General features: G+C 38.0%; 17 protein-coding genes. 11 read left to right on the forward strand and 6 right to left on the reverse strand.

The genetic code is table 11. The annotated features are described in order from the left end of the window. Window positions 1-348 precede the first annotated feature (348 nt). Window positions 349-1,185, reverse strand: a complete 837-nt coding sequence (locus tag RT261_RS04000) for an AraC family transcriptional regulator (RefSeq protein WP_313129639.1) — start codon at window positions 1,183-1,185, stop codon at window positions 349-351. 155 nt (window positions 1,186-1,340) lie between these two features. Here RT261_RS04000 and RT261_RS04005 point away from each other — a divergent pair, with 155 nt between their 5' ends. The 6 genes from RT261_RS04005 (at window position 1,341) to RT261_RS04030 (ending at window position 6,946) form a co-directional block, all read left to right on the forward strand. Next, a complete protein-coding gene (locus RT261_RS04005) occupies window positions 1,341-2,414 on the forward strand; it encodes a Gfo/Idh/MocA family protein (protein ID WP_313129641.1) in 1,074 nt (357 codons plus the stop codon). A 19-nt stretch (window positions 2,415-2,433) separates the two neighbouring features. Further along, window positions 2,434-3,180 carry a sugar phosphate isomerase/epimerase family protein gene (locus RT261_RS04010; protein WP_313129644.1) on the forward strand — a complete coding sequence of 249 codons (747 nt, stop codon included), beginning with the start codon at window positions 2,434-2,436 and terminating at the stop codon, window positions 3,178-3,180. 139 nt (window positions 3,181-3,319) lie between these two features. After that, complete coding sequence (locus RT261_RS04015) at window positions 3,320-4,285, forward strand: sugar phosphate isomerase/epimerase family protein (protein WP_313129647.1); 966 nt, start codon at window positions 3,320-3,322, stop codon at window positions 4,283-4,285. After that, the gene (locus RT261_RS04020; protein WP_313129649.1) at window positions 4,273-5,358 is read left to right on the forward strand and encodes a Gfo/Idh/MocA family oxidoreductase; all 1,086 of its coding nucleotides are present in this window, start codon (window positions 4,273-4,275) and stop codon (window positions 5,356-5,358) included. The genes RT261_RS04015 and RT261_RS04020 overlap by 13 nt, the downstream gene beginning before the upstream one ends. 306 nt (window positions 5,359-5,664) lie before the next feature. Then, complete coding sequence (locus RT261_RS04025; protein WP_313129651.1) at window positions 5,665-6,042, forward strand: RNA polymerase sigma factor; 378 nt, start codon at window positions 5,665-5,667, stop codon at window positions 6,040-6,042. Beyond that, on the forward strand, window positions 6,032-6,946 hold the full coding sequence (locus RT261_RS04030; protein WP_313129654.1) for a DMT family transporter: 915 nt from the start codon (window positions 6,032-6,034) through the stop codon (window positions 6,944-6,946). Before RT261_RS04025 ends, RT261_RS04030 begins: the two co-directional genes overlap by 11 nt. A gap of 139 nt (window positions 6,947-7,085) precedes the next feature. Here RT261_RS04030 and mgtA read toward each other — a convergent pair whose 3' ends face one another. After that, the gene (gene mgtA / locus RT261_RS04035; protein ID WP_331665390.1) at window positions 7,086-9,731 is read right to left on the reverse strand and encodes a magnesium-translocating P-type ATPase; all 2,646 of its coding nucleotides are present in this window, start codon (window positions 9,729-9,731) and stop codon (window positions 7,086-7,088) included. Window positions 9,732-10,174: 443 nt separating this feature from the next. Here mgtA and RT261_RS04040 point away from each other — a divergent pair, with 443 nt between their 5' ends. Further along, on the forward strand, window positions 10,175-11,116 hold the full coding sequence (locus tag RT261_RS04040; RefSeq protein ID WP_313129660.1) for a DUF1848 domain-containing protein: 942 nt from the start codon (window positions 10,175-10,177) through the stop codon (window positions 11,114-11,116). Between the two features lie 283 nt (window positions 11,117-11,399). Here RT261_RS04040 and RT261_RS04045 read toward each other — a convergent pair whose 3' ends face one another. From RT261_RS04045 to RT261_RS04055, 3 genes are read right to left on the reverse strand one after another with little or no spacing between them, the layout of a single operon-like run. Beyond that, entirely contained in the window at window positions 11,400-11,738 is a 339-nt protein-coding gene (locus RT261_RS04045) for a P-II family nitrogen regulator (protein ID WP_313129662.1), read from the reverse strand. Between the two features lie 20 nt (window positions 11,739-11,758). Continuing rightward, window positions 11,759-12,073, reverse strand: a complete 315-nt coding sequence (locus tag RT261_RS04050) for a hypothetical protein (RefSeq protein ID WP_313129664.1) — start codon at window positions 12,071-12,073, stop codon at window positions 11,759-11,761. 39 nt (window positions 12,074-12,112) lie between these two features. Continuing rightward, window positions 12,113-13,780: a DUF1538 domain-containing protein gene (locus RT261_RS04055; RefSeq protein ID WP_313129667.1), complete on the reverse strand. Its 1,668-nt coding sequence runs from the start codon at window positions 13,778-13,780 to the stop codon at window positions 12,113-12,115. A gap of 192 nt (window positions 13,781-13,972) precedes the next feature. On the opposite strand from RT261_RS04055, the gene RT261_RS04060 reads away from it, so the two are divergent. Continuing rightward, entirely contained in the window at window positions 13,973-14,098 is a 126-nt protein-coding gene (locus tag RT261_RS04060) for a hypothetical protein (protein ID WP_313129670.1), read from the forward strand. A 144-nt stretch (window positions 14,099-14,242) separates the two neighbouring features. Here RT261_RS04060 and RT261_RS04065 read toward each other — a convergent pair whose 3' ends face one another. Then, a complete protein-coding gene (locus RT261_RS04065; protein ID WP_313129671.1) occupies window positions 14,243-15,079 on the reverse strand; it encodes a GGDEF domain-containing protein in 837 nt (278 codons plus the stop codon). A gap of 578 nt (window positions 15,080-15,657) precedes the next feature. On the opposite strand from RT261_RS04065, the gene RT261_RS04070 reads away from it, so the two are divergent. From RT261_RS04070 to RT261_RS04080, 3 genes are all read left to right on the forward strand, one after another. Continuing rightward, complete coding sequence (locus RT261_RS04070; protein ID WP_313129674.1) at window positions 15,658-15,987, forward strand: helix-turn-helix domain-containing protein; 330 nt, start codon at window positions 15,658-15,660, stop codon at window positions 15,985-15,987. A gap of 388 nt (window positions 15,988-16,375) precedes the next feature. Further along, window positions 16,376-16,831, forward strand: a complete 456-nt coding sequence (locus RT261_RS04075) for an NUDIX hydrolase (protein WP_313129677.1) — start codon at window positions 16,376-16,378, stop codon at window positions 16,829-16,831. Window positions 16,832-17,245: 414 nt separating this feature from the next. Beyond that, window positions 17,246-19,735, forward strand: coding sequence for a LuxR C-terminal-related transcriptional regulator (locus tag RT261_RS04080; protein ID WP_313129680.1), 2,490 nt, complete (start codon window positions 17,246-17,248; stop codon window positions 19,733-19,735). Window positions 19,736-19,911 lie beyond the last annotated feature (176 nt).

The following is a 19,911-nucleotide window of genomic DNA, read 5'->3' on the forward strand; positions in this document are numbered from 1 at the left end:
TAAGTAATCTGCTATCTTCCCATTGCCTAAACAATATCTTTGTTTAGGCAGGGAGGTGTTGGCACACTGGCTATATTTTGTAAAAGTATCCATATATATAAGTTACCGGTAAAAGAAATAGAATAACCAAAATCTAAGTCGGGCATCGAAAAAATGCCCGGCTTTTTTGCATAAAAATATTGATTGGATAACACAAGTTTAAAGTATCAGATGCCGGAGATTCAATAAAAAATGGGATTTAAGATTTCCTGCAGGAAAGTGAAAAGCCCGCAATCGTAATCGTAAGAACTTTGAGTGCCCTGGCCTGCAGAAAAAAGGGACGATCATCTGTTCTGAAACGCTAATGAATTATCCCCCACGGGTATGCCTTAAAGCATCATTTTCCTTACATATATCCACATATTTACTTGGACTTACACCAAATACATGCATGAAAGCACGGTAGAAGGTGCGCATACTGTTAAAGCCCGCACCCATTGCGGCCTGGGTAATGGATTCCTCACCATCTAAAAGCATACCGGCAACCTGCCTGCAACGTAATGCGTTGATATATTCATTGATACTGCATCCTACATGCTTGTTAAAGATATGAGAAAACCGGCTGGAGCTGTAGCCGAATTCCTCAGCAATTGATTTAAGAGACAGTGAGTTTTTGTAATTATTGTTAAGATAGCTAAGAATATTACGAACCAAAGCATCATCATCTTTTGCAGACTTATCCTCCAGCGGGATATTTTCTGTCAGTAAAGCCAGAATCACATGAATATACCCTCTGGTAGCCATGGAATCCGGGGCTTTTTGCTGCAGCTCGCAACAACGCCTCATACAGCGGGCCACCTCCTTATTTAAAGGCTTATCGGAAATATGGCATAAGGAAAAGTTTTTTCCTGCCAGTACCTTTTGAAAGGCGGGTATGTAAGAAAGAGGAATAATCATAACTAGTGTATCTGACTTTGCGGAGGTCCAATACCGATGTACGGCATAGCTTGGTACTAGCAGCAATTCTCCGGCTTGTATGCAGTAAAATCTTCCATTTAAGGTTGCCTCCATAGTGCCGCTGCGTACGTATACAAGTTCCAGAGCACTGTGAAAATGAGGCGCACAGTTGTTGTTCAGCGAATACCAGAAGGAAGGAAGAGCCTGGCTGTCGCGGGATATTTCGTAATCATACATCTGCTGGGGCATTTAAATCCTCCTTTTTTAAAAATGAATAGTAGCTAATTATGGCATAAAATATGTTCTTTACGGCAAGCAAATGCTGTTTACTTATATTATAATTAATTTATAAAAGATTACAAGTATCTAATTTCCCAACATAATCTATGAAAGGATGAAGACATATGAAAACATTAAAACTAGGAATCATCGGTTGTGGCGGTATTGCCAACGGAAAGCATCTGCCATCTATCAAAAAGGAAGGCAGCGCGGAGATAGTAGCCTTTTGCGATATTATTGAACAACGGGCTAAAGATGCAGCAAAAAAATTTGGCACAGAGGATGCCAAAATATTTACCGATTATCATGAACTGATTAAACTGGATTTGGATGCTGTTTATGTTTGTACACCTAACCGCTCTCATTGTGAAATCACTGTGGCGGCACTCAATGCGGGTAAACATGTAATGTGCGAAAAACCAATGGCTATTAACTATGCCCAGGCTATGGAGATGGTGGAAACAGCAAAGAAAACCAATAAGTTGTTGACTATTGGTTACCAAAACCGATATAGGGGAGACAGCAATTATCTTAAGCAGGAATGTGTAAATGGTGAACTGGGTGATATTTATTATGCGAAAGCAAAAGCCATCCGTCGCCGTGCAGTACCTACATGGGGAGTATTTTTAAATGAATATGAGCAGGGTGGGGGTCCCCTAATTGATATAGGCACTCATGCTCTGGATCTGACCCTCTGGATGATGAATAACTACAAGCCAAAAAGTGTGGTAGGTACCATTTATCACAAACTTAACGGCGAGACACAGCCTGCCAACGCCTGGGGACCATGGGATCCTGAAAAGTTTACTGTGGAGGACAGTGCCTTTGGATTTATCATTATGGAGGATGGAGCTACCATCACATTGGAAGCGAGTTGGGCCCTTAACTCACTGGATGTGCATGAGGCTAAAACGGTATTATGCGGTACTAAAGCCGGTGCAGATATGCTAAATGGACTGACTATCAATGGAACAAAAAATGACCGCTTGTATGAGCTAAAACCTAACCTGGAAGCCGGAGGTGTTGCTTTTTATGACGGTGCTGCAACAACTCCCGAAGTAGTAGAGCAGCAAACTTTCCTCAACGCCATTCGCGGTGAAGGTGAATTGGTGGTACTGCCGGAACAGGCTGCAGTGGTTACACAGATTCTGGATGCTATTTATCAATCTGCCAGAGAGGGACGTCAGATCATACTGTAAAACAAGCAGGAGGTATTATATGAGTTTAATAAAAGAGTTTAATCTTCAACTCTATTCAGTAAGGGAGCTGATTAAGGATAATTTTCCAGAGGTATTAAAAAGAGTTGCCCAAATTGGCTATACCGGAGTGGAGTTTGCCGGCTATGGAAATCTGACCGCCAGTCAAATGCGCGAATTACTGGAAGAAAACGACTTAAAATCCATTAGCAGTCATGTGTCTCTGGAACGATTGTTGAATAACTTAGACGAAGAACTGAGTTATAACCAGCAGATTGGGACACAGGCAATCATCGTGCCTTATCATTCCCCTGAAACTGCTCAGGATGTAGAAAAACTGGCAGAACAGCTTGCACCTATTGCAAAAGCTGTGCGTAGTGCAGGCTTTATATTTGGTTACCACAACCACGCTCATGAGTTTACTAAATCAGAGGATGGTGTGACTCATCTGGATCTGCTTCTGCAATTGACCGATCCACGGGATGTGGTTCTGGAATTAGATGTATACTGGGTCGCCTATGCAGGTGTAGATGTATTAGAATACATGGAGAAGCAAAAGGAACGAATCCGTTTGCTGCATATTAAGCAGATGGCTGATTTTGAAAGCAAGAAATGTGTGGATTTAGACGAAGGTGTGTTGGACTTTAACCGAATTATACGCAAGGGACTGGAAAATGGTGTACAGCATTGCATCTTGGAGCAGGAGGAGTTTGCGGTATCACCTTATCAAAGCTTAGAAAAAGGCTATAAACATATTATGAATCTGTAATTATTGGATAATTTAAAGTAAGTTGTGAAGTGCAAGTAAACTAAAGAATATAAAAATGAGTCACGGTTTTAAGACAGTGTAAAGTAATAATTAAGTAAATAAAAAATGGCTCATAAGAATCTTGAAAAGGAGGATTTCAATGAAATTAGGAGTATTAACAGTTCCATTATATGATCGCAGCGCAGAAGAAGCATTCCGTTACCTGAGCAGCCTGGGGGTACAGGCAGTAGAGATCGGTACAGGTGGTTCACCGGGTAATAAGCATTCCAACCCGGAAGAATTACTTTCAAGTGAAAGTAAACTGCAGGCTTATAAGGATATGCTTAAAAAATATAATTTAGAGATTAGCGCATTAAGCTGCCATTCTAACCATGTACATCCTAATGCAGATATCCGTGAGCAAGCTGCCAGGGATTTTACTCAGACACTGCAATTGGCGGAAAAATTAGGTGTGGATACGGTGGTGAGCTTTTCCGGATGTCCCGGTGACCACGAGGGGGCTAAATACCCTAACTGGGTAACTTGTTCCTGGCCCACAGATTACCGCCATGTGTTGGACTATCAGTGGAATGAGGTGCTGATTCCTTTCTGGAAAGGTGCAGCTGCTGAAGCAGCCAATTACGGCGTTAATAAAATTGCTTTGGAATTACATCCCGGCTTTTGCGTATACAATACTGCCACATTGCTGCGTTTAAGAGAAGCCGTTGGTAATGCTATTGGTGCCAACTTTGATCCCAGTCACCTATTTTGGCAGGGAATTCGTCCCGCTGAAGCCATTAAGGCACTAAAGGGAGCAATTTACCATTTCCATGCCAAGGATACTAAAGTGGATATAGTGAATACACATATAAATGGTGTCTTGGATACCGGCAGTTACGGTGACCTGTCAGATCGCAGCTGGCTGTTCCGCACAGTGGGTTGGGGTCACGATGCCGACCAATGGAAAGAAATCGTCTCTGCTTTGCGTCTTATCGGCTATGACGGAGCCATAAGCATTGAACATGAGGATGCCTTTATGTCTATTGAGGAAGGACTGGAAAAAGCAGTTGCATTCTTAAAGGACATCATTATTGACGATCAACCTGCACAAGTGTGGTGGAATTAATATCGGGGGCAGATAATACTATGGAGAAGAAAAAACTTAACATTGCATTAATTGGATATGGAGGTATGGGGAGCTGGCATGTCAAGACCCTTTCCCGTATTGATGAGGTTAATTTATGCGGTACTTGGGACATTGACCCTGTACGCAGGGAAGCGGCAGCTGCGGAGGGAATTCATATCTATGGGTCACAACAGGAATTACTGGAGGACTCATCGGTGGAAGCCATAACCATTGCCACTCCAAATGACACCCATTTACCTATTGCACTTGCAGCTATGGGTGCCGGAAAGCATGTGGTCTGTGAAAAGCCTGTGGCATTAAACAGTGACGAACTGGCACAAATGATTCGTTGTTCAGAAAAGATGGGAGTATTGTTTACGGTACATCAAAATCGCCGCTGGGATGAGGATTACCTGATTATTAAAAAGCTGTATGAACAGCAAACCATGGGTAAGGTATTTAATATTGAGAGCCGTGTTCATGGATCCCGTGGGATACCAAGTGACTGGCGCAACCAAAAGGAGCATGGCGGGGGAATGGTGCTGGACTGGGGCGTACACCTGCTGGATCAGATGACCATGATGCTTGGCAATCGCAAACCCCAAAGTGTCTATGCCCAGTTGACAAATGTAACCAACGAAGCGGTGGATGACGGTTTCCGTGCCAGCTTTCAGTTTGACGACCAATTAACCTTTTTAGTGGAGGTGGGTACCAGCAATTTTATCTCCATGCCCCGCTGGTATATTCAGGGGGAAAATGGTACCGCTGTTATACATGACTGGGAGCTAAAGGGCGAAATCGTTATGGTTTCTGATTGGGAAAAACGTGACGCTGTACCGGTGGTAACCGCAGCAGGATTAACTAAAACCATGGCACCCCGCACTGATGAAACAGTAAAGAAATATCCGCTGCCTAAAGTACATGCTGATATTAGGGATTTTTACCGCAATGTCCGCGCCAGTATCCACGAAGGAGCACAGCTTCTCGTTCGTCCGGAAGAGGTTATGGAAGTCATGCATATTATGGAGGCTATCTTCCGTTCGGCAGAGGAAAACTGTGTGGTATACCTTTAGTAAACCTATCCATGACAATAAGAATAAATTACATTACAATATAATAAAATTTATAAAAACAGTAGGAGAATTTAATTTTCCTACTGTTTTGTGCATGTGTGCCAAAAAATTATTAAAAAGACTACAAAAATAAAGTTTCGCAAATAAACTTTTATATAGTGTAACGAAAAGGTATGATATATAGTCTAATTATTAAAAGAGATATATTTTTAAATTTATTTGGGTAACTACGAAACGAGTTGCAATTCTGATTCAAAGCATTAATAATGTAAGGGTAAATTAAAGGTTATCATAGGAGGGAGGGTTATGTTGGAGCAAGATGTAGGAAGTTTGTATGAATGCTATTATAATGATTTGTATCGTTATGTGTATATAATGTGTTTAAATTCGTTTGATACAGAAGATATCTTACAAAATGTATTTTTAAAAGTTATAAAAGGAAGAAAAAGTTTTAGGGGAGAAAGTAGTATTAAAACATGGCTTTTTGCAATTGCTCATAATGAGTGTTTGAACTATTTGGAAAAAGACAAGAGAAAAATATTAGTGGAAAATGCTGATAACATAATAATAACACTTGGCTATGGAACTGATGAAATACTATTACAAAAAGAAACAGTTAAAATTATATTGAACTTCATTCAGGTTCAGGAAAAACCAATAAGGAGACTAACATATGAAAAATAGTAATAACACAAAGGCATATCTTGCCGCCATTCTATACGCCCTTATTATAGGATTATCCTTTCTTTTTACAAAGATAGCATTAACGGTAACAAATCCTATGAATATTCTGGCACATAGGTTTACAATATCATTTATTGCAGCCTCTATTCCGGTTTTATTTGGGTGGATAAAGTTGAATATAAAGGGAAAAGATATACTTTCCATTTTGCCCCTTGCCTTATTCTATCCAACACTCTTTTTTGCATTTCAAGCCTTTGGGTTAGTATATATATCTTCCTCTGAGGCTGGTATTGTTCAAGCTACAGTTCCTGTCTTTACCATGATTTTGGCGGCTGTTTTCTTAAAAGAAAATATCAGTTTCTTACAAAAGATATCTCTGCTGCTATCAGTGTGCGGAGTTATTTATATATTTCTTATGAAAGGTATAGAGCTAAAGTCCGGAAGCTTTATCGGAATTGCTTTGATTGTGCTATCGGCACTTTCCTCTGCTTGTTATAACGTATTAGCAAGGAAAGCATCAAAAAGATATAGGCTAATTGATTTAACCTATATTATGATTGTTATTGGTTTCTTAAGTTTTAACACAATATCTGCAGGGGATTATATTATAAGAGGAACTTTTGCTGATTATTTTAAACCATTTACAAAGCCCCTATTTCTGATTTCAATTCTATATTTGGGAATATTGTCATCACTAATAACATCACTGTTAACAAATTATTCTTTGTCAAAAATAGATGCGACGAAGATGAGCGTATTCACCAATTTATCAACACTAATTACAATGCTTGCCGGAGTTATCTTTTTACATGAGGAGCTAGAAAGTTATCATATAATAGGAGCAATTATGATTATCATTGGAATCCTTGGTACGAATTTTTTAGGCAGAAAGAATCATTGTTAAAGATAAGCCTTTAAAGTTTATCTTTCTAACATAGTTCCTTAGACATAAAAAAAGCCCTTTAGGGCAAGCCTGAGAATGAAATGCATTTGGTATCTCTCAGGCGCTCCGGGCGTTATTAGCAGGAAAATATGTTTATTACTTATAGCCATTCTCCATGCCGTCTTACATATATTTTCTTAATTAATTGGGCAAACAGACAATATCCTGCCAGAATGAGCACGAGCCATGGCATAAAGGTAAAGGGTAATGGCATCATGTCAATACCAATTGAAAAATTGCTGAATCCTATAGCAATTGCCACGAAGGCAACGGTAAAAGTGGATACTAGCAGAGGCAAAGACGGATTGCTTTGTAAAAATGGTATTTTAGATGTACGAATCATATGGATAACCAATACCTGTGAAACTGTTCCGAATACAAACCATCCGCATTGAAACAATGGTGATAATTCAACTGTCTTTGCTCCAATCAACCACCACATAACTGCAAAGCATAAAATATCAAATACAGAGCTAAGGGGTCCCATATATGCCATAAATGACTTAATGGATTTTGTCTCCCATCTCCGTGGCCTTTTAACATATTCGTCATCTACACTGTCGAAGGCCATTCCCATTTGAGCGAAATCGCATAGCAGGTTCTGGGTTAATATCTGTACCGGAAGCATGGGTAAGAATGGAAGAAATATGCTTGCAACGATAACCGAAATCATATTACCGAAATTTCCGCTTGCCGCCATTTTAATATATTTTACAATATTTCCAAATGTTCGGCGGCCTTCGATAACACCTTCCTCAAGTACCATCAAATCCTTTTTCAACAAAATAATGTCGGCAGTTTCCTTAGCAATATCTACGGCACTGTCAACGGAAATACCTACATCCGCTTGACGCAGAGCTGGGGCATCATTAATGCCATCACCCATATAGCCCACTGTGTGCCCGGCAATTTGAAAAGCTTTTACAACCCGCTCTTTTTGTGATGGTGACAATTTTGCAAACAAATTACATGTTTTTACAGCATCCAGCAATTTGGCATCATCCATCTGTTCTACGTCACGACCTGTCAATAAGTGAGAGGTATTTACGCCTACCTTGCCGCAAACCTTTACGGCTACCCCTTCACTGTCCCCAGTGAGAACAACTGTTCTTACTCCGTGTTCCCGGAGAGCAATAATTGCGGATTTGGCACTTTTCTTAGGGGGATCAAGGAAGCCTACAAATCCGATTAAAACCATATCCTTTTCATCGGCAACGCTAAAGGCACCACTTTCAGGAACTTTATTTTTCTGAGCTACTGCAATTATTCGAAGACCGTCAGCATTGTGCTTTTCGTAGACCGCCAAGGCAGCTCGCTTGGTTTCTTCATCCATGGGTAAAACCTTTCCGTCCATCTCCACAAAAGATGAGATACCAATCATTTCTTCTACAGCACCCTTAGTAATAAGCTGTCGTTTTCCATTTTTATCAGTTAAAACTACACTCATTCTACGGCGAGTGAAATCAAAGGGGATTTCATCCACACGGCTATAATTCCCCAGCATATCTTCCAGACCGTACCGCTCAGCCCGATTGATTATAGCAAGATCAATCAGGTTTTTAAGACCAGTCTGGAAATAGCTGTTGAGGTAGGCATGGCGTAGGATACGGGCATCATCCTTACCATGTAGGTTCATATATCTTTCTAATACAATTTTATCTTCTGTTAACGTTCCGGTTTTATCGGTGCAAAGCACATCCATTTCTCCAAAGGTCTGAATTGCGCCAAGGGAGCGGACAATTACGTTGTGCTTTGACATGGAGACAGCACCTTTAGCCAGTGTAGATGTCATAATTACCGGCAACATTTCCGGTGTAAGTCCAACCGCAATGCTAATTGCAAAAAGTAAGGCATTAGGCCATTCGCCTTTTGCAAATCCATTGATGAGAAATATAACAGGCACCATAACCAGCATCATACGAACCAATAATCGGCTGACAGAACCAACACCTCGCTCAAAGCTGGTTTTTGCCCTGTCGCTGGAAAGCGTTTTCGCCATGGAGCCAAAATACGTATAATTACCGGTTCCCAGCACCACAGCTGTGGCACTGCCGCTGACAACGTTGGAACCCATGAATCCAATGTTTAACAAGTCTGTCAATCCATCAGAGGGTTGATTTCTTATGTCACTGAATTTTTCCACTGGATTGGATTCGCCGGTCAAAGCTGACTGAGCAATAAATGTATCCTTTGCTGTTAAAAAACGCACATCCGCAGGCAGCATATCACCTGCAGAAAGCCGTACAATATCACCGGGAACTACTTCGTCTATTAATATTTCGGCCAGCCTTCCATCCCTCCATGCTTCTGCCTTGTTGGAGATCATCTTTGAAAGCTTTTCAGCAGCAGAGTTGGAACGCTGGCTTTGCACAAAAGCTACTAGACTGGACAGAACCACTAGTGATAAAATAATAGTAACAGTAAGGTAATCAGGCCGGGTGGATAAAACTACATCCGTAAAATACGTAATAACAGTAATGAGAAGTAAAATAATATTAAAAGGGTTAATGACTGCTTCCATCAGTCGGTGAAAGGTTGTGTTCTTATTTCCTGCAGTTATGACATTTTTTCCGAATTCATCCTGTCTGCTTTCAACTTCCTCTTTTGTAAGACCCTTCTGGGTAGCGGATAAATAGGAGAAGAGCTCCTCTGTAGTCATAAAGGCAAAGTTACGAAGTTTTACTTCGGTGTCAAATTTGTTTTTTTGAATCTCACTATTTTGATTTTTTCTTTTTAATAAATTCACTGGAATCATTCCTTTCTTTATTTTAGGATTCCCCAGTGAAAACATAAAAAAACAACAAAAAAGCTGCCCGAGAGGCAGCACTTTATACACAGGCTGAATTAGTCCATTAACACACAAGCGCAATGAACAATAGCCCGCGAAAAACGCCAACCAAATCGATTTATGTTTTTATACTGGGGGGCGAGGTCGCTTAACCGACTTCGAGGATTCTCGTCCATTGTCTCACATCCTTTTTTATTGATTGTATTTATCATTATATCAGTTAAAAGTCAGATAGTCAATAAATGCTGATTTTGCGGGTTTTTTTATTGCTGATTTTGTGTTTTTTCGTAAGAAATCATGGTTGCTGTTTCGTAAAAAGCCATGACTGCTTTGTTGATATTATTACACCAAAATGATATACTAGTCACATTTCAAGATATATTAGCGGGAGGGGAATAAACATGATATTGAGTGTTAGCCGAAGAACAGATATTCCGAACTATTATTCTGATTGGTTTTATAATAGAATAAAAGAAGGATTTTTATATGTAAGAAATCCTATGAATGCACATCAAATAAGTAAAATAGATTTATCCCCCGATGTAGTAGACTGTATTGTTTTTTGGACAAAAAATCCTGAGAATATGATGGATAGACTGGATGAATTAAAGGCATATAAGTTTTATTTTCAATTTACAATTACCGGTTACGGCAGGGACGTTGAACTTAATTTACCAGACAAACGACAGCATATGATCTCTGTTTTTCAGAACTTATCTAAAAAGATAGGTCCTGAAAAGGTAATATGGAGATATGACCCAATTTTATTAAATCGTAATTATACTATGGAATATCATGTAAAAGCCTTCAAAGAAATATCAGAAAAGCTAAGAGGATATACGGATAAAGTAATAATAAGTTTTATTGATTTGTATGAGAAAACAAAGCGTAATATGGAAGAATTAAATATCAGGCCCTTTTCTGAATCGGAAATGTTAGAATTAGCAGCGGATATGGCTAAGATAGCATCTAATAATCAAATGGATATTGAGTCCTGTGCCGAAGTTATTAACTTGCAGAATGCCGGAATAAAACATGGATGCTGTATAGATAAGAGATTAATAGAAAAAATTATTGGTTATAAGTTACAAGGTGAAAAAGATAAAAATCAGAGAAAAGAATGCGGCTGTCTTGAAAGTGTTGAAGTTGGAACTTATAATACTTGTAGGAATGGCTGTAAGTATTGTTATGCTAATTTTAATGATGTCAGGGTAGCAGACAGTATCAAAAGGTATGATATTAATTCCCCGTTACTTTGCGGGGCTGTTAATAAGGATGACGTTATAACTAACCGAAAAGTAAAATCCTTAAAGACTGGGCAAATAAGCTTGTTTGATTTTTAAATGAAAGAAAAATTAATTGTTAGATCCCTATTACAGCTGGAATTAAAAGCAAACAGATAGATAAATTGATTTGGATGATAACGGCTGATAAGTTATAGGAAATAAAACTCATAAGCGAAAGAAAAATAGGATAAGAAGATAAAAATATTAAATAATTACCAAAGAACTGCCGCTTGGGCCTGATATGCCTAAACGGCAGTTTTATAGATGATTGATAAGCTTGATAGATTTGGAAAAACCAATTGTTCTCCTACACTAATCTGAAGTATATAGATGTTAATATCTACTTATTTATTTCCGGTGAATTCAAGATACTCTGGCTAAGACCGATGGTCTTTGTTACAGGGAGTGCAAAACATATGCCATGGGCAGCTGATCTGAAGCCGGTATTTTGTTTTATGAATTCCATAATCTTGTCAGCGGTTTCGTTGCCGGTGAGAGTTAAAATTATTTCTTTCTCAGTATCTATACTAATTCCCATGATTTCTTTGTGGAAGGAACTAATACCACGGGCATTTATTATAGTGGCACCGGCAGCACCTTCCGAACTAAGAAGTTCAACTATCTCTTCAGCAAATCCTGCATTAACAACAATATACAATGCTTTCATATTACAATTCATATTCTATCTTCCTCCTCAGATTATAATGATAACTTATCAACAGGAACCACAAAAGCAACACCTGTATTTGGCTTATCAAAGTTGAATTTTGTTACTAATTGATCCAACAATTTGGAAGAAAGATTGTCAGCAATTAAACATGTAATTAAAACTTTCTTCTCCTCCGGTACAAGTCCCAGCATATCTTTAAAATACCCGTTTTTGACAGAACCTTTGGCGTACACTACGTCGATAAGATGACATTCAGAGTCCAATAACAATTTTAAAATTCCTTCTTTATATTTCCTACCTGCTATTAAGGTTAAAAAATCGATACCATGTTCAAGCTTAGTCAAGGTTTTATCTCCCTCCTATATAATATTATGTTCTGATTTCTATTTGTCTACGTTAACTTCGTTTTGCTTATCGTTCCTGTTTTCGGCGGGTGTCTCCTCGTCAGGGTAATTTCTTAATTTAACCAAGTGCTCAGCAAGCAATGCCAGCTCTTCAAAATCTTCAATCTCAGCATCTTCCAGTAATCTTTGTGTTTTATGAATTTCTATATCATAGACTATACCCAAAAATTGAACAGCAATCAATGGAGTTACAGAAATAAATGCAATGATTCCAAAGCCATTAACTAAGATGGATAGACCACCGGCTTTTGATGTAGCCGCCACAGCTTGTGCTACCCCAAGAGTGAGAGGGGTTAAGAAAGCAGAAGTTAAAGCACCTCCGGATACACCACCAGAGTCAAAGGCCAGCCCTACAAACAGTTTTGGTGTAAATATCATCAAAATAAGTGATATGGCATAGAGTGGGATCAAAAACCATAGTATATGAATTTCAGTTAAAATCTTTACCATAGAAAGCAAAGAAGCGAACCCAATACCGATGGCAAGTGTCATACGAATAGTCATCTTTTGAATATGGCCGTTGGTTAATTCTTCAAGCTGCTCTCCCAGTACCGTAACAGCTGGTTCTGATAAAGTGATAGCGGCACCCAGAATAAAACCAATAATCAAAAGGAGCCATTTAAACCACTCAGGACGAGACACATCTAAAAAGACTTCTCCAATGTATTTACCTGCAAATGCAAATCCATAATCAATACCTGAAAGAAAAATAAATAAGCCTGCAAATACCACAATAGTTCCCAGTAGAATATCCATAAACTCTTTTTTGGGCTGTTTAATCAAGAAAAATTGAAAGGGCAGAAATACAATGATAACCGGCAAAAGGGCCAAAGCCACTCCTGATAGGTTGCCGGTAAGAATTTCACTTATATTTACCGCAGCACCCGGGTCATATATCTGTTCAGCAGGAAGCAGGCCGTTATATTGAGCGTTAAGGATTATTCCGTAGATAGCCAATGCAAGAATAGGACCTACAGAGGCCAAGCCAATAATACCGAACGTATCATCATTACTTTTATGTTTAGACATGGTGACAGAAACACCCATACCCAATGCTAATATAAAGGGCACGGAGATATCTCCGGTAGTTGCACCGCTGCCATCAAAAGCTAATGCAACAAATTCATCAGGAACAATAATAATTACTAAGAAAGTTATGATATACAATATAGCAAAGACTACTTTAATGTTTAAATCTTTTAGAATTCTAAAGAGAGAAAAACCTACCATTATACCAATGCCTACTGCCATAATCCAGATAAAAACAGTTTGATTGATGATGGGCATAATCATATTTGTCTGTTTTGCTAAAACGGTTAAGGCAGGTTCTGCCACTGTAGCCAGCAGGCCAAATAAAAATCCAAAAAAGATAATAAGAGTTGCTTTTTTTAGTTTAATCAGTGATCCACCTACAAGCTTTCCTATAGGAAGGATACTAATATTCAATCCATTTAAAAACAATGTTTGTCCCAAAACCACACTGACATAGCCTACGATTAATTTAACATAATCAGACATACTGTCTAAGGGGGCTATAAAACCACAAACAATAATTATAATTCCAGCAAGAGGTAGTGAAGATAAAAAAACTTCTTTTAACGTAGTGGAAAAAATGCTTAGTTTACCTTTTATGTCAATCTTATTCATCACGATCTCCTATCTCAAATTGATAAGTAACCTGAACAATCATCGCTGATATTTGACAAGAAATGATTGATATATTTTGAAAGGCTTATAAATACCAGTAATATCATTTATATCAAATATTAGGATGTCTGAAATCGATGGTTTTAATTCATCCAGATTTTATTGCAGGCAATAGAAATACTTATAAATTAGGTGGTTAAACATAGATTAAGAGAACTGTTACAAACCAATAAGGAACACAAAGAAGGGAATAAGGAAGAACAGAGTCCAGAGTATAGAGAAAAAGAATTACCTGCTCCCAAAAAAATATTAATGTAATTCTTTTTACAAAATAGTGAACCACCCTATTAACAAAGGGGTGGAATATTAGACATATACAGATAAATATCTATAATATCCTCTCGATCTTGGTGAGAGGATATTTTATTTAATAGCTATACCTGCTTTTCAATATGAATAATTTTACACAACAACTCTATTTCTTCCTTTATTTTTGGCCTGGTATAATTTGCAATCCACTAATTCTATTACTTTATCAACTGAGTTTATACCGTTTTTCTTATAAATAGTCTGTACACCAAAACTGCAAGTCATTTTTAAATGATTGGAGTCTATAATGAATTGTTTGACTTCCACTGCCTTACGTATTCGGTTTGCAATTCTGGCAGCGCTGGTTTTGTTAGTAGAAGGCAGGCAGATAAGAAATTCGTCACCGCCATACCGTGCCGCCCAGCCATCTTTTCTTTGTACTTGCTGATGTAAAACATCCGCAACTTCCTTCAGCATGTAATCACCTACAATGTGACCATATTTATCGTTAATTTCCTTAAAATAATCGATATCTGCATAGATAACGGATATAGGATTATCATTCTGGAAAGCCCATGCTAAATCAATTGGAAGCTGCTCATAAATATATCTGCGATTGTAAAGACTGGTAAGGGAGTCCGTAATAGCCAATTTACGCATATGGTGAATTATATTTTTATGTTTCATAGATGCAGACTGGCTTACCTCATTATCATTTACTGCACGTTGTATCAATTCCAAATAGCATGAACGGCCGCCAATAGATACCGGAATGGTAGTTGTAAGTACTATTGAATGATTATCCTCGCTGATTGTGAGTGCGGCATTGTATTGACCTGTAAAAGAAACAGGATTTTCATGTGACATGTCTGAGTTATCGCTGTCGTATAATATTTTTGTACTACCTGTATCCTTAATTCGGATGACAGAATAAAATCTTTGAAGCATCTGCGTAGATGCTATAGCTTGACTCATGCTTTCAAAAATCATGTTAACTGCTCCTTTTCATCTGGGAGATAATATCACATTTGAAACCATTTGGGGTGTAAAAGAGTGCGTTTCAGGTCTCATTGAAATTCTCCTTGTATTTTCTTACCACAGTACTATCTTTCTCAATAAACATTCAGACTTCTCAAACAAGATGCGGGACTTTTTTATTGGCTGTTTCCTGCGTCACTTTTTCTATTTCTCTTACTTCCTTGGAAACACAGAGATTTCTGCGGTTTTTTCTAAAGTATAGAATGTTCCACTCTTTAAAAAATTGAATAGGAAATTTTTCCTACTTCGAGCCTGAGCTTGTTACAGGATGCTGAGATTTATGATTGCAAAGGTTTATAGAGCATAATAAAAATCGAATAATACATACACTCATGAAAACCTTTATTTTCCCTGTTCTCAGGTCGTTAATGAATTTTTAAAGAATAGGTTTTTTTATCAAATTTAATTGATATGTATAAAGTGATTATTTTGTTGGTATTCTATAAGAATATATTTTAATATTCTTTCAGATAATTTTCAAGTCTGAATGTATTCTTTAAGATTACTCTAAAGGAGGCTCATAGTATATCATGTTAAATAGAAAAGAGTTTGGTACTACCATAAAAAATGCTCGCATGGAAAACAGGTTAACACAGGAAAAGCTGGCGGAGTTACTGAATATTACGCCGGTACATGTAAAGCAGATTGAGGCAGGAACTAGAATGCCGTCCGTTGAGGTACTTTATAATATTGCTGTTACACTAAATTTTTCGGTTGACAATGCTTTCTTCCCGGAAAAGACCAGTGATAAGGAGATGCTGTGTAAAATTGAACGTATACTGCGTATCTGCACACCTCACGATTTGCGTGTGGTTTATGCCACCGCCAGCGCTTTAAAGGACAAAGATTTTGAAAAATGACATGACTAGACTAGACATCATCCGTGAAATTTAGGTATATTCTCATAGAGATAGTATACCCAAGGTATTGTAAATTATGGATTTTTATCCAATCTTATTAAGAGAAGATAAGTGTTTCAATAGCCGCCTTTTTCTTTTCTTGACACGGCTGTTAAAGCAGTATAAAACCTGACAATGACAAGACTCCAAGTAAAACTAATATATTATTATTTTTTCTTCCGACAATGATTGAAAAAATTCATAATCTAAGACAGGACCTTTATTTTATATTAGGTCACTGAAAAGTTACATATAACCCTCCATATTTGATATAATAATCTTATCGGATATGGAGGGTTATTTTATGATTGAATGGACAAAAGTTGATATTTTGAATAGGAGGAACATTATGAAAAGAAAAGCAGTTGGTGCAATCATATATGATAAGGATGGCAAATATTTATTGGTTCATAAAGTTAAAATAATGGATGGAAAAGTGAAGGAAATACATATGGATTCATGGGATTTTGTCAAGGGAGGAGTGGAAGCAGGAGAAAATGATTTTGATGCCGTGAAAAGGGAAATATGGGAAGAAACCGGTTGTAGAACCTATGAAATAGAAAAAATATTTAAAGAAAAACTTTGTTTTAAATTTGCAAAAGAAATCGCTTCTAAAATAGGTTTTTCATCCCAGGAGACGACTATGTTTTTAATTAGGTATCTTGGGGATGTGAAGGAGTTAGATAGTGCAGATGGTGAAATTGATAGTTTTATATGCTGTAAAAAAGAAGAGGTATTAGATAGACTTACTAATATTGAAACCAAAGACTATTGGATAAAATACTTACATGGTTCATTAATCTAATTATTTGATAAATATAGGTTTCAATCTCATTGATAGTCCAATTCAGAACGGTTACCTTTGAAAATTATATCATAAAAGAAAAATGCAAAATATGTATCTTTATGTCGAATAAGTTGGCCTGACATATTGAAATTTACCATATTTTATAGTATAGTTTCATTAAAATAGAGATATTATAGGGGCATTATTTAAATATAAAGGAATCTGGAAAGAGTGGGGAATTAAGAGAGGTGGTGACGTTATACCGTACACGGGACCGAATTGTGAGTACGGTGGGACATGAAAATTGTAGAAGCGTGTTTGAATACGCAGCAGCAGTAAATTGCGCAGAAGTCTAATGCGAGTTAACCTCTCATGCCAATAATTGGGATTATAAAGGTATATTCCCCCCAAACCGGAATTGGAGGAAAGCGAATGGGTAAAAAACCAAAAGGCAAGAGAATGTATTACTTCTCTCATAGACTTAAAAAGCAGCTTTTCCAAATACCACATTACCCTCTCACTATTGTGGAGGCACCATATGGTTTTGGAAAAACTACCGCTGTGGAGGCGTATTTAAATGGTAATCTTCCTCCCGGCGCTTGTGCGTATTGGTATACTTGCCTGGGTGAACCGGCTTCTATGGCATGGCAGGGTATTTGCGAGCTTTTGGCTAATGTGAACGAAGAAATTGCAGCTAATTTAAGAAAATTAGAGATGCCCACCTTGGATACCCTCTCCTATATGACGGCAATCCTCAGGGAATTTTGCTGCCAGAAAGAAACCTATTTAGTAATTGATAATTATCAACTTGTAGATTGTGACATTCCCCGGGAACTGATGAGTGTCTTTTCATTGCATGGAAATGCCAATCTTCATATGATATTTATTACACAGCAATTGGAGACCAATCAACAATTTTTGGTACATAACACTCATATACACACAATTCAAGCATCCGATTTTTTCTTTGACCGGGAAGGAACCTCTAATCTATTCCAAATGGAAGGCATCCGGCTTACCAAAGAGGAATTAGAGAGTGTATTTATGAGCACGGAGGGGTGGGTATCTGCAATCCGTCTGCAAATTATTAACTTCGAGGAAAATGGTTCTTTTGATTATACCGCTGACATTGAGCATTTGGTGGAAGCGGCGATTTGGAAAAGGCTTACCTTAGAAGAAAAAGAATTTTTACTTTCGGTTTCGGTGCTGGATAGTTTTAACGCCCGGCAGGCGGCAATCATGATGGGAAAAGAGGTACTGCCGGAGGAAATTGAGGAGTTGTTAAAATCCAACGATTTCATACGTTACTTTCCTGATAATGGAATCTACAGCATGCACAGTATATTGCAGGATTATCTGCGAAACCGCTTCTATCACCATCAATCAGAGGATTTTCAGAAACGAATATTATACTTGGCCGGACAGTCCTGCTCTTTGAATGCCCAGTACTATCTTGCAGCCCAGTTCTTTTTCAGAATTAAGGATTTCGAGGCTATATTATCGACACCTTTTGACGGAGAATATCTTGCTAATCAAAAAGAAAAAAATATATTAGAATTTGTCATAGCAGTGGTTAACGAATGTCCGGAAGAAATTCTGTGCAAATACCCTTTTATCATGTTGATGCTTGCTTATCCTATGCTGTTTGATCGGGAAATGGAAAGCTTTCAAAAATTATGCCGTTTGATTAGTTCGGCGATTGATAAGAATCAGGCCGGACTGGATCAGAAAGAGCTGAGGAGATTAAAAGGTGAATATATGCTTCTGACCTCTTTCATTGCTTACAATGATATTCGGAAAATGAGCGTAGGCAGAAGGGCAGCCTTAGAAATTCTGGGTGGGCCCAGCTGTATCATTGTAAAGAATATGCCATGGACTTTTGGAGGTACTTCCATTCTTAATATGTTTTGGAGTGAAACCGGTAAATTGGATGATACTTTACAGGATATGGATGAATGCCTGCCTTATTACCTAAAGCTGACAAGAGGACACGGCTATGGTGCGAATAGCGTCCTGCGTGCAGAAGCAATGCTCATGAGGGGAAAAGACGACGAGGCTGAAATTTTATGCCATAAAGCACTTTATGAAGCACGCAGCCACCAGCAGATTGATATTTGCCTCAGTGCAGAATTGGTATTTGCACGTATTGCAATTCTGCGGGGTGATGTGGAAGGCTACTTTACTTCAATAAATAATATCCGAGGCTATACAAAGAAAAATTCCAGTTTGTCCGTATTGCGCATGATTGATATGTGTCTGACAGTTACGAGTCTTATATTGGGCACAACAGAAAATGTTGCTAAGTGGTTTTGTGACATGGAAAGCATGAAAAGAATACTGTATGCACCTACAATATCTTATGCACAGATACTTTATTCTCAGCTTTTGCTGATAGAAAAGCGGTATAATGTTCTATATGGTATATCCCAGCAAGTCCTGGATACTGCCAAGGAAATTAATTATATTCTGCCCCAGGTGCATCAACATATATTTCTCGCCGTAGCAAAACGTAATACAGGAAATGATCAGGAAGCACAGGGACATCTTAAGGAAGCTCTTACTCTGGCTTTACAGGATAGAGTCTATCTTCCCTTTGCGCACCAGGAATGTATGGAAGAGTTTCTCTTGGAATCTCCCGGATACTTATTCCGTCAGAATGGAGAAGCTTTGGAGGACTTAATAACCCTTTGCAGACGTCAGAAGAAAGGGGTAAGCATTATAAAGAAAGCGCTTCTTCAAACAAAATCGCCTTTGACACCAAGGGAAAGAGAGATTGCACAGCTTGCAAAAGACAGGTTTAGTGCTAAGGAGATTGCGGGCAAACTGTATATATCGGAAACTACGGTCAGAACCATTCTTAGAAATGTATATAGCAAATTAGATATTCACTCAAAAAACGAGCTAAGTTTCAAGGAATTTTGACAAAATATAATAAAATACTACAAAATGGAGTATGAATTAAAAAATAATCTACTGTATTCTTTGTCTACAGTAGATTATTTTTTTGTTGTTTTCAGATTTTAGCTGCCTTAAAAAGTAGCTAAATATGAACCGTGAGATAACAGCAAAAATTCAGCAACTTAAATTTCACCGGAAAC

It is taken from the genome of Anaerocolumna sp., assembly GCF_032079385.1.
GTDB lineage: Bacteria > Bacillota > Clostridia > Lachnospirales > Lachnospiraceae > Anaerocolumna.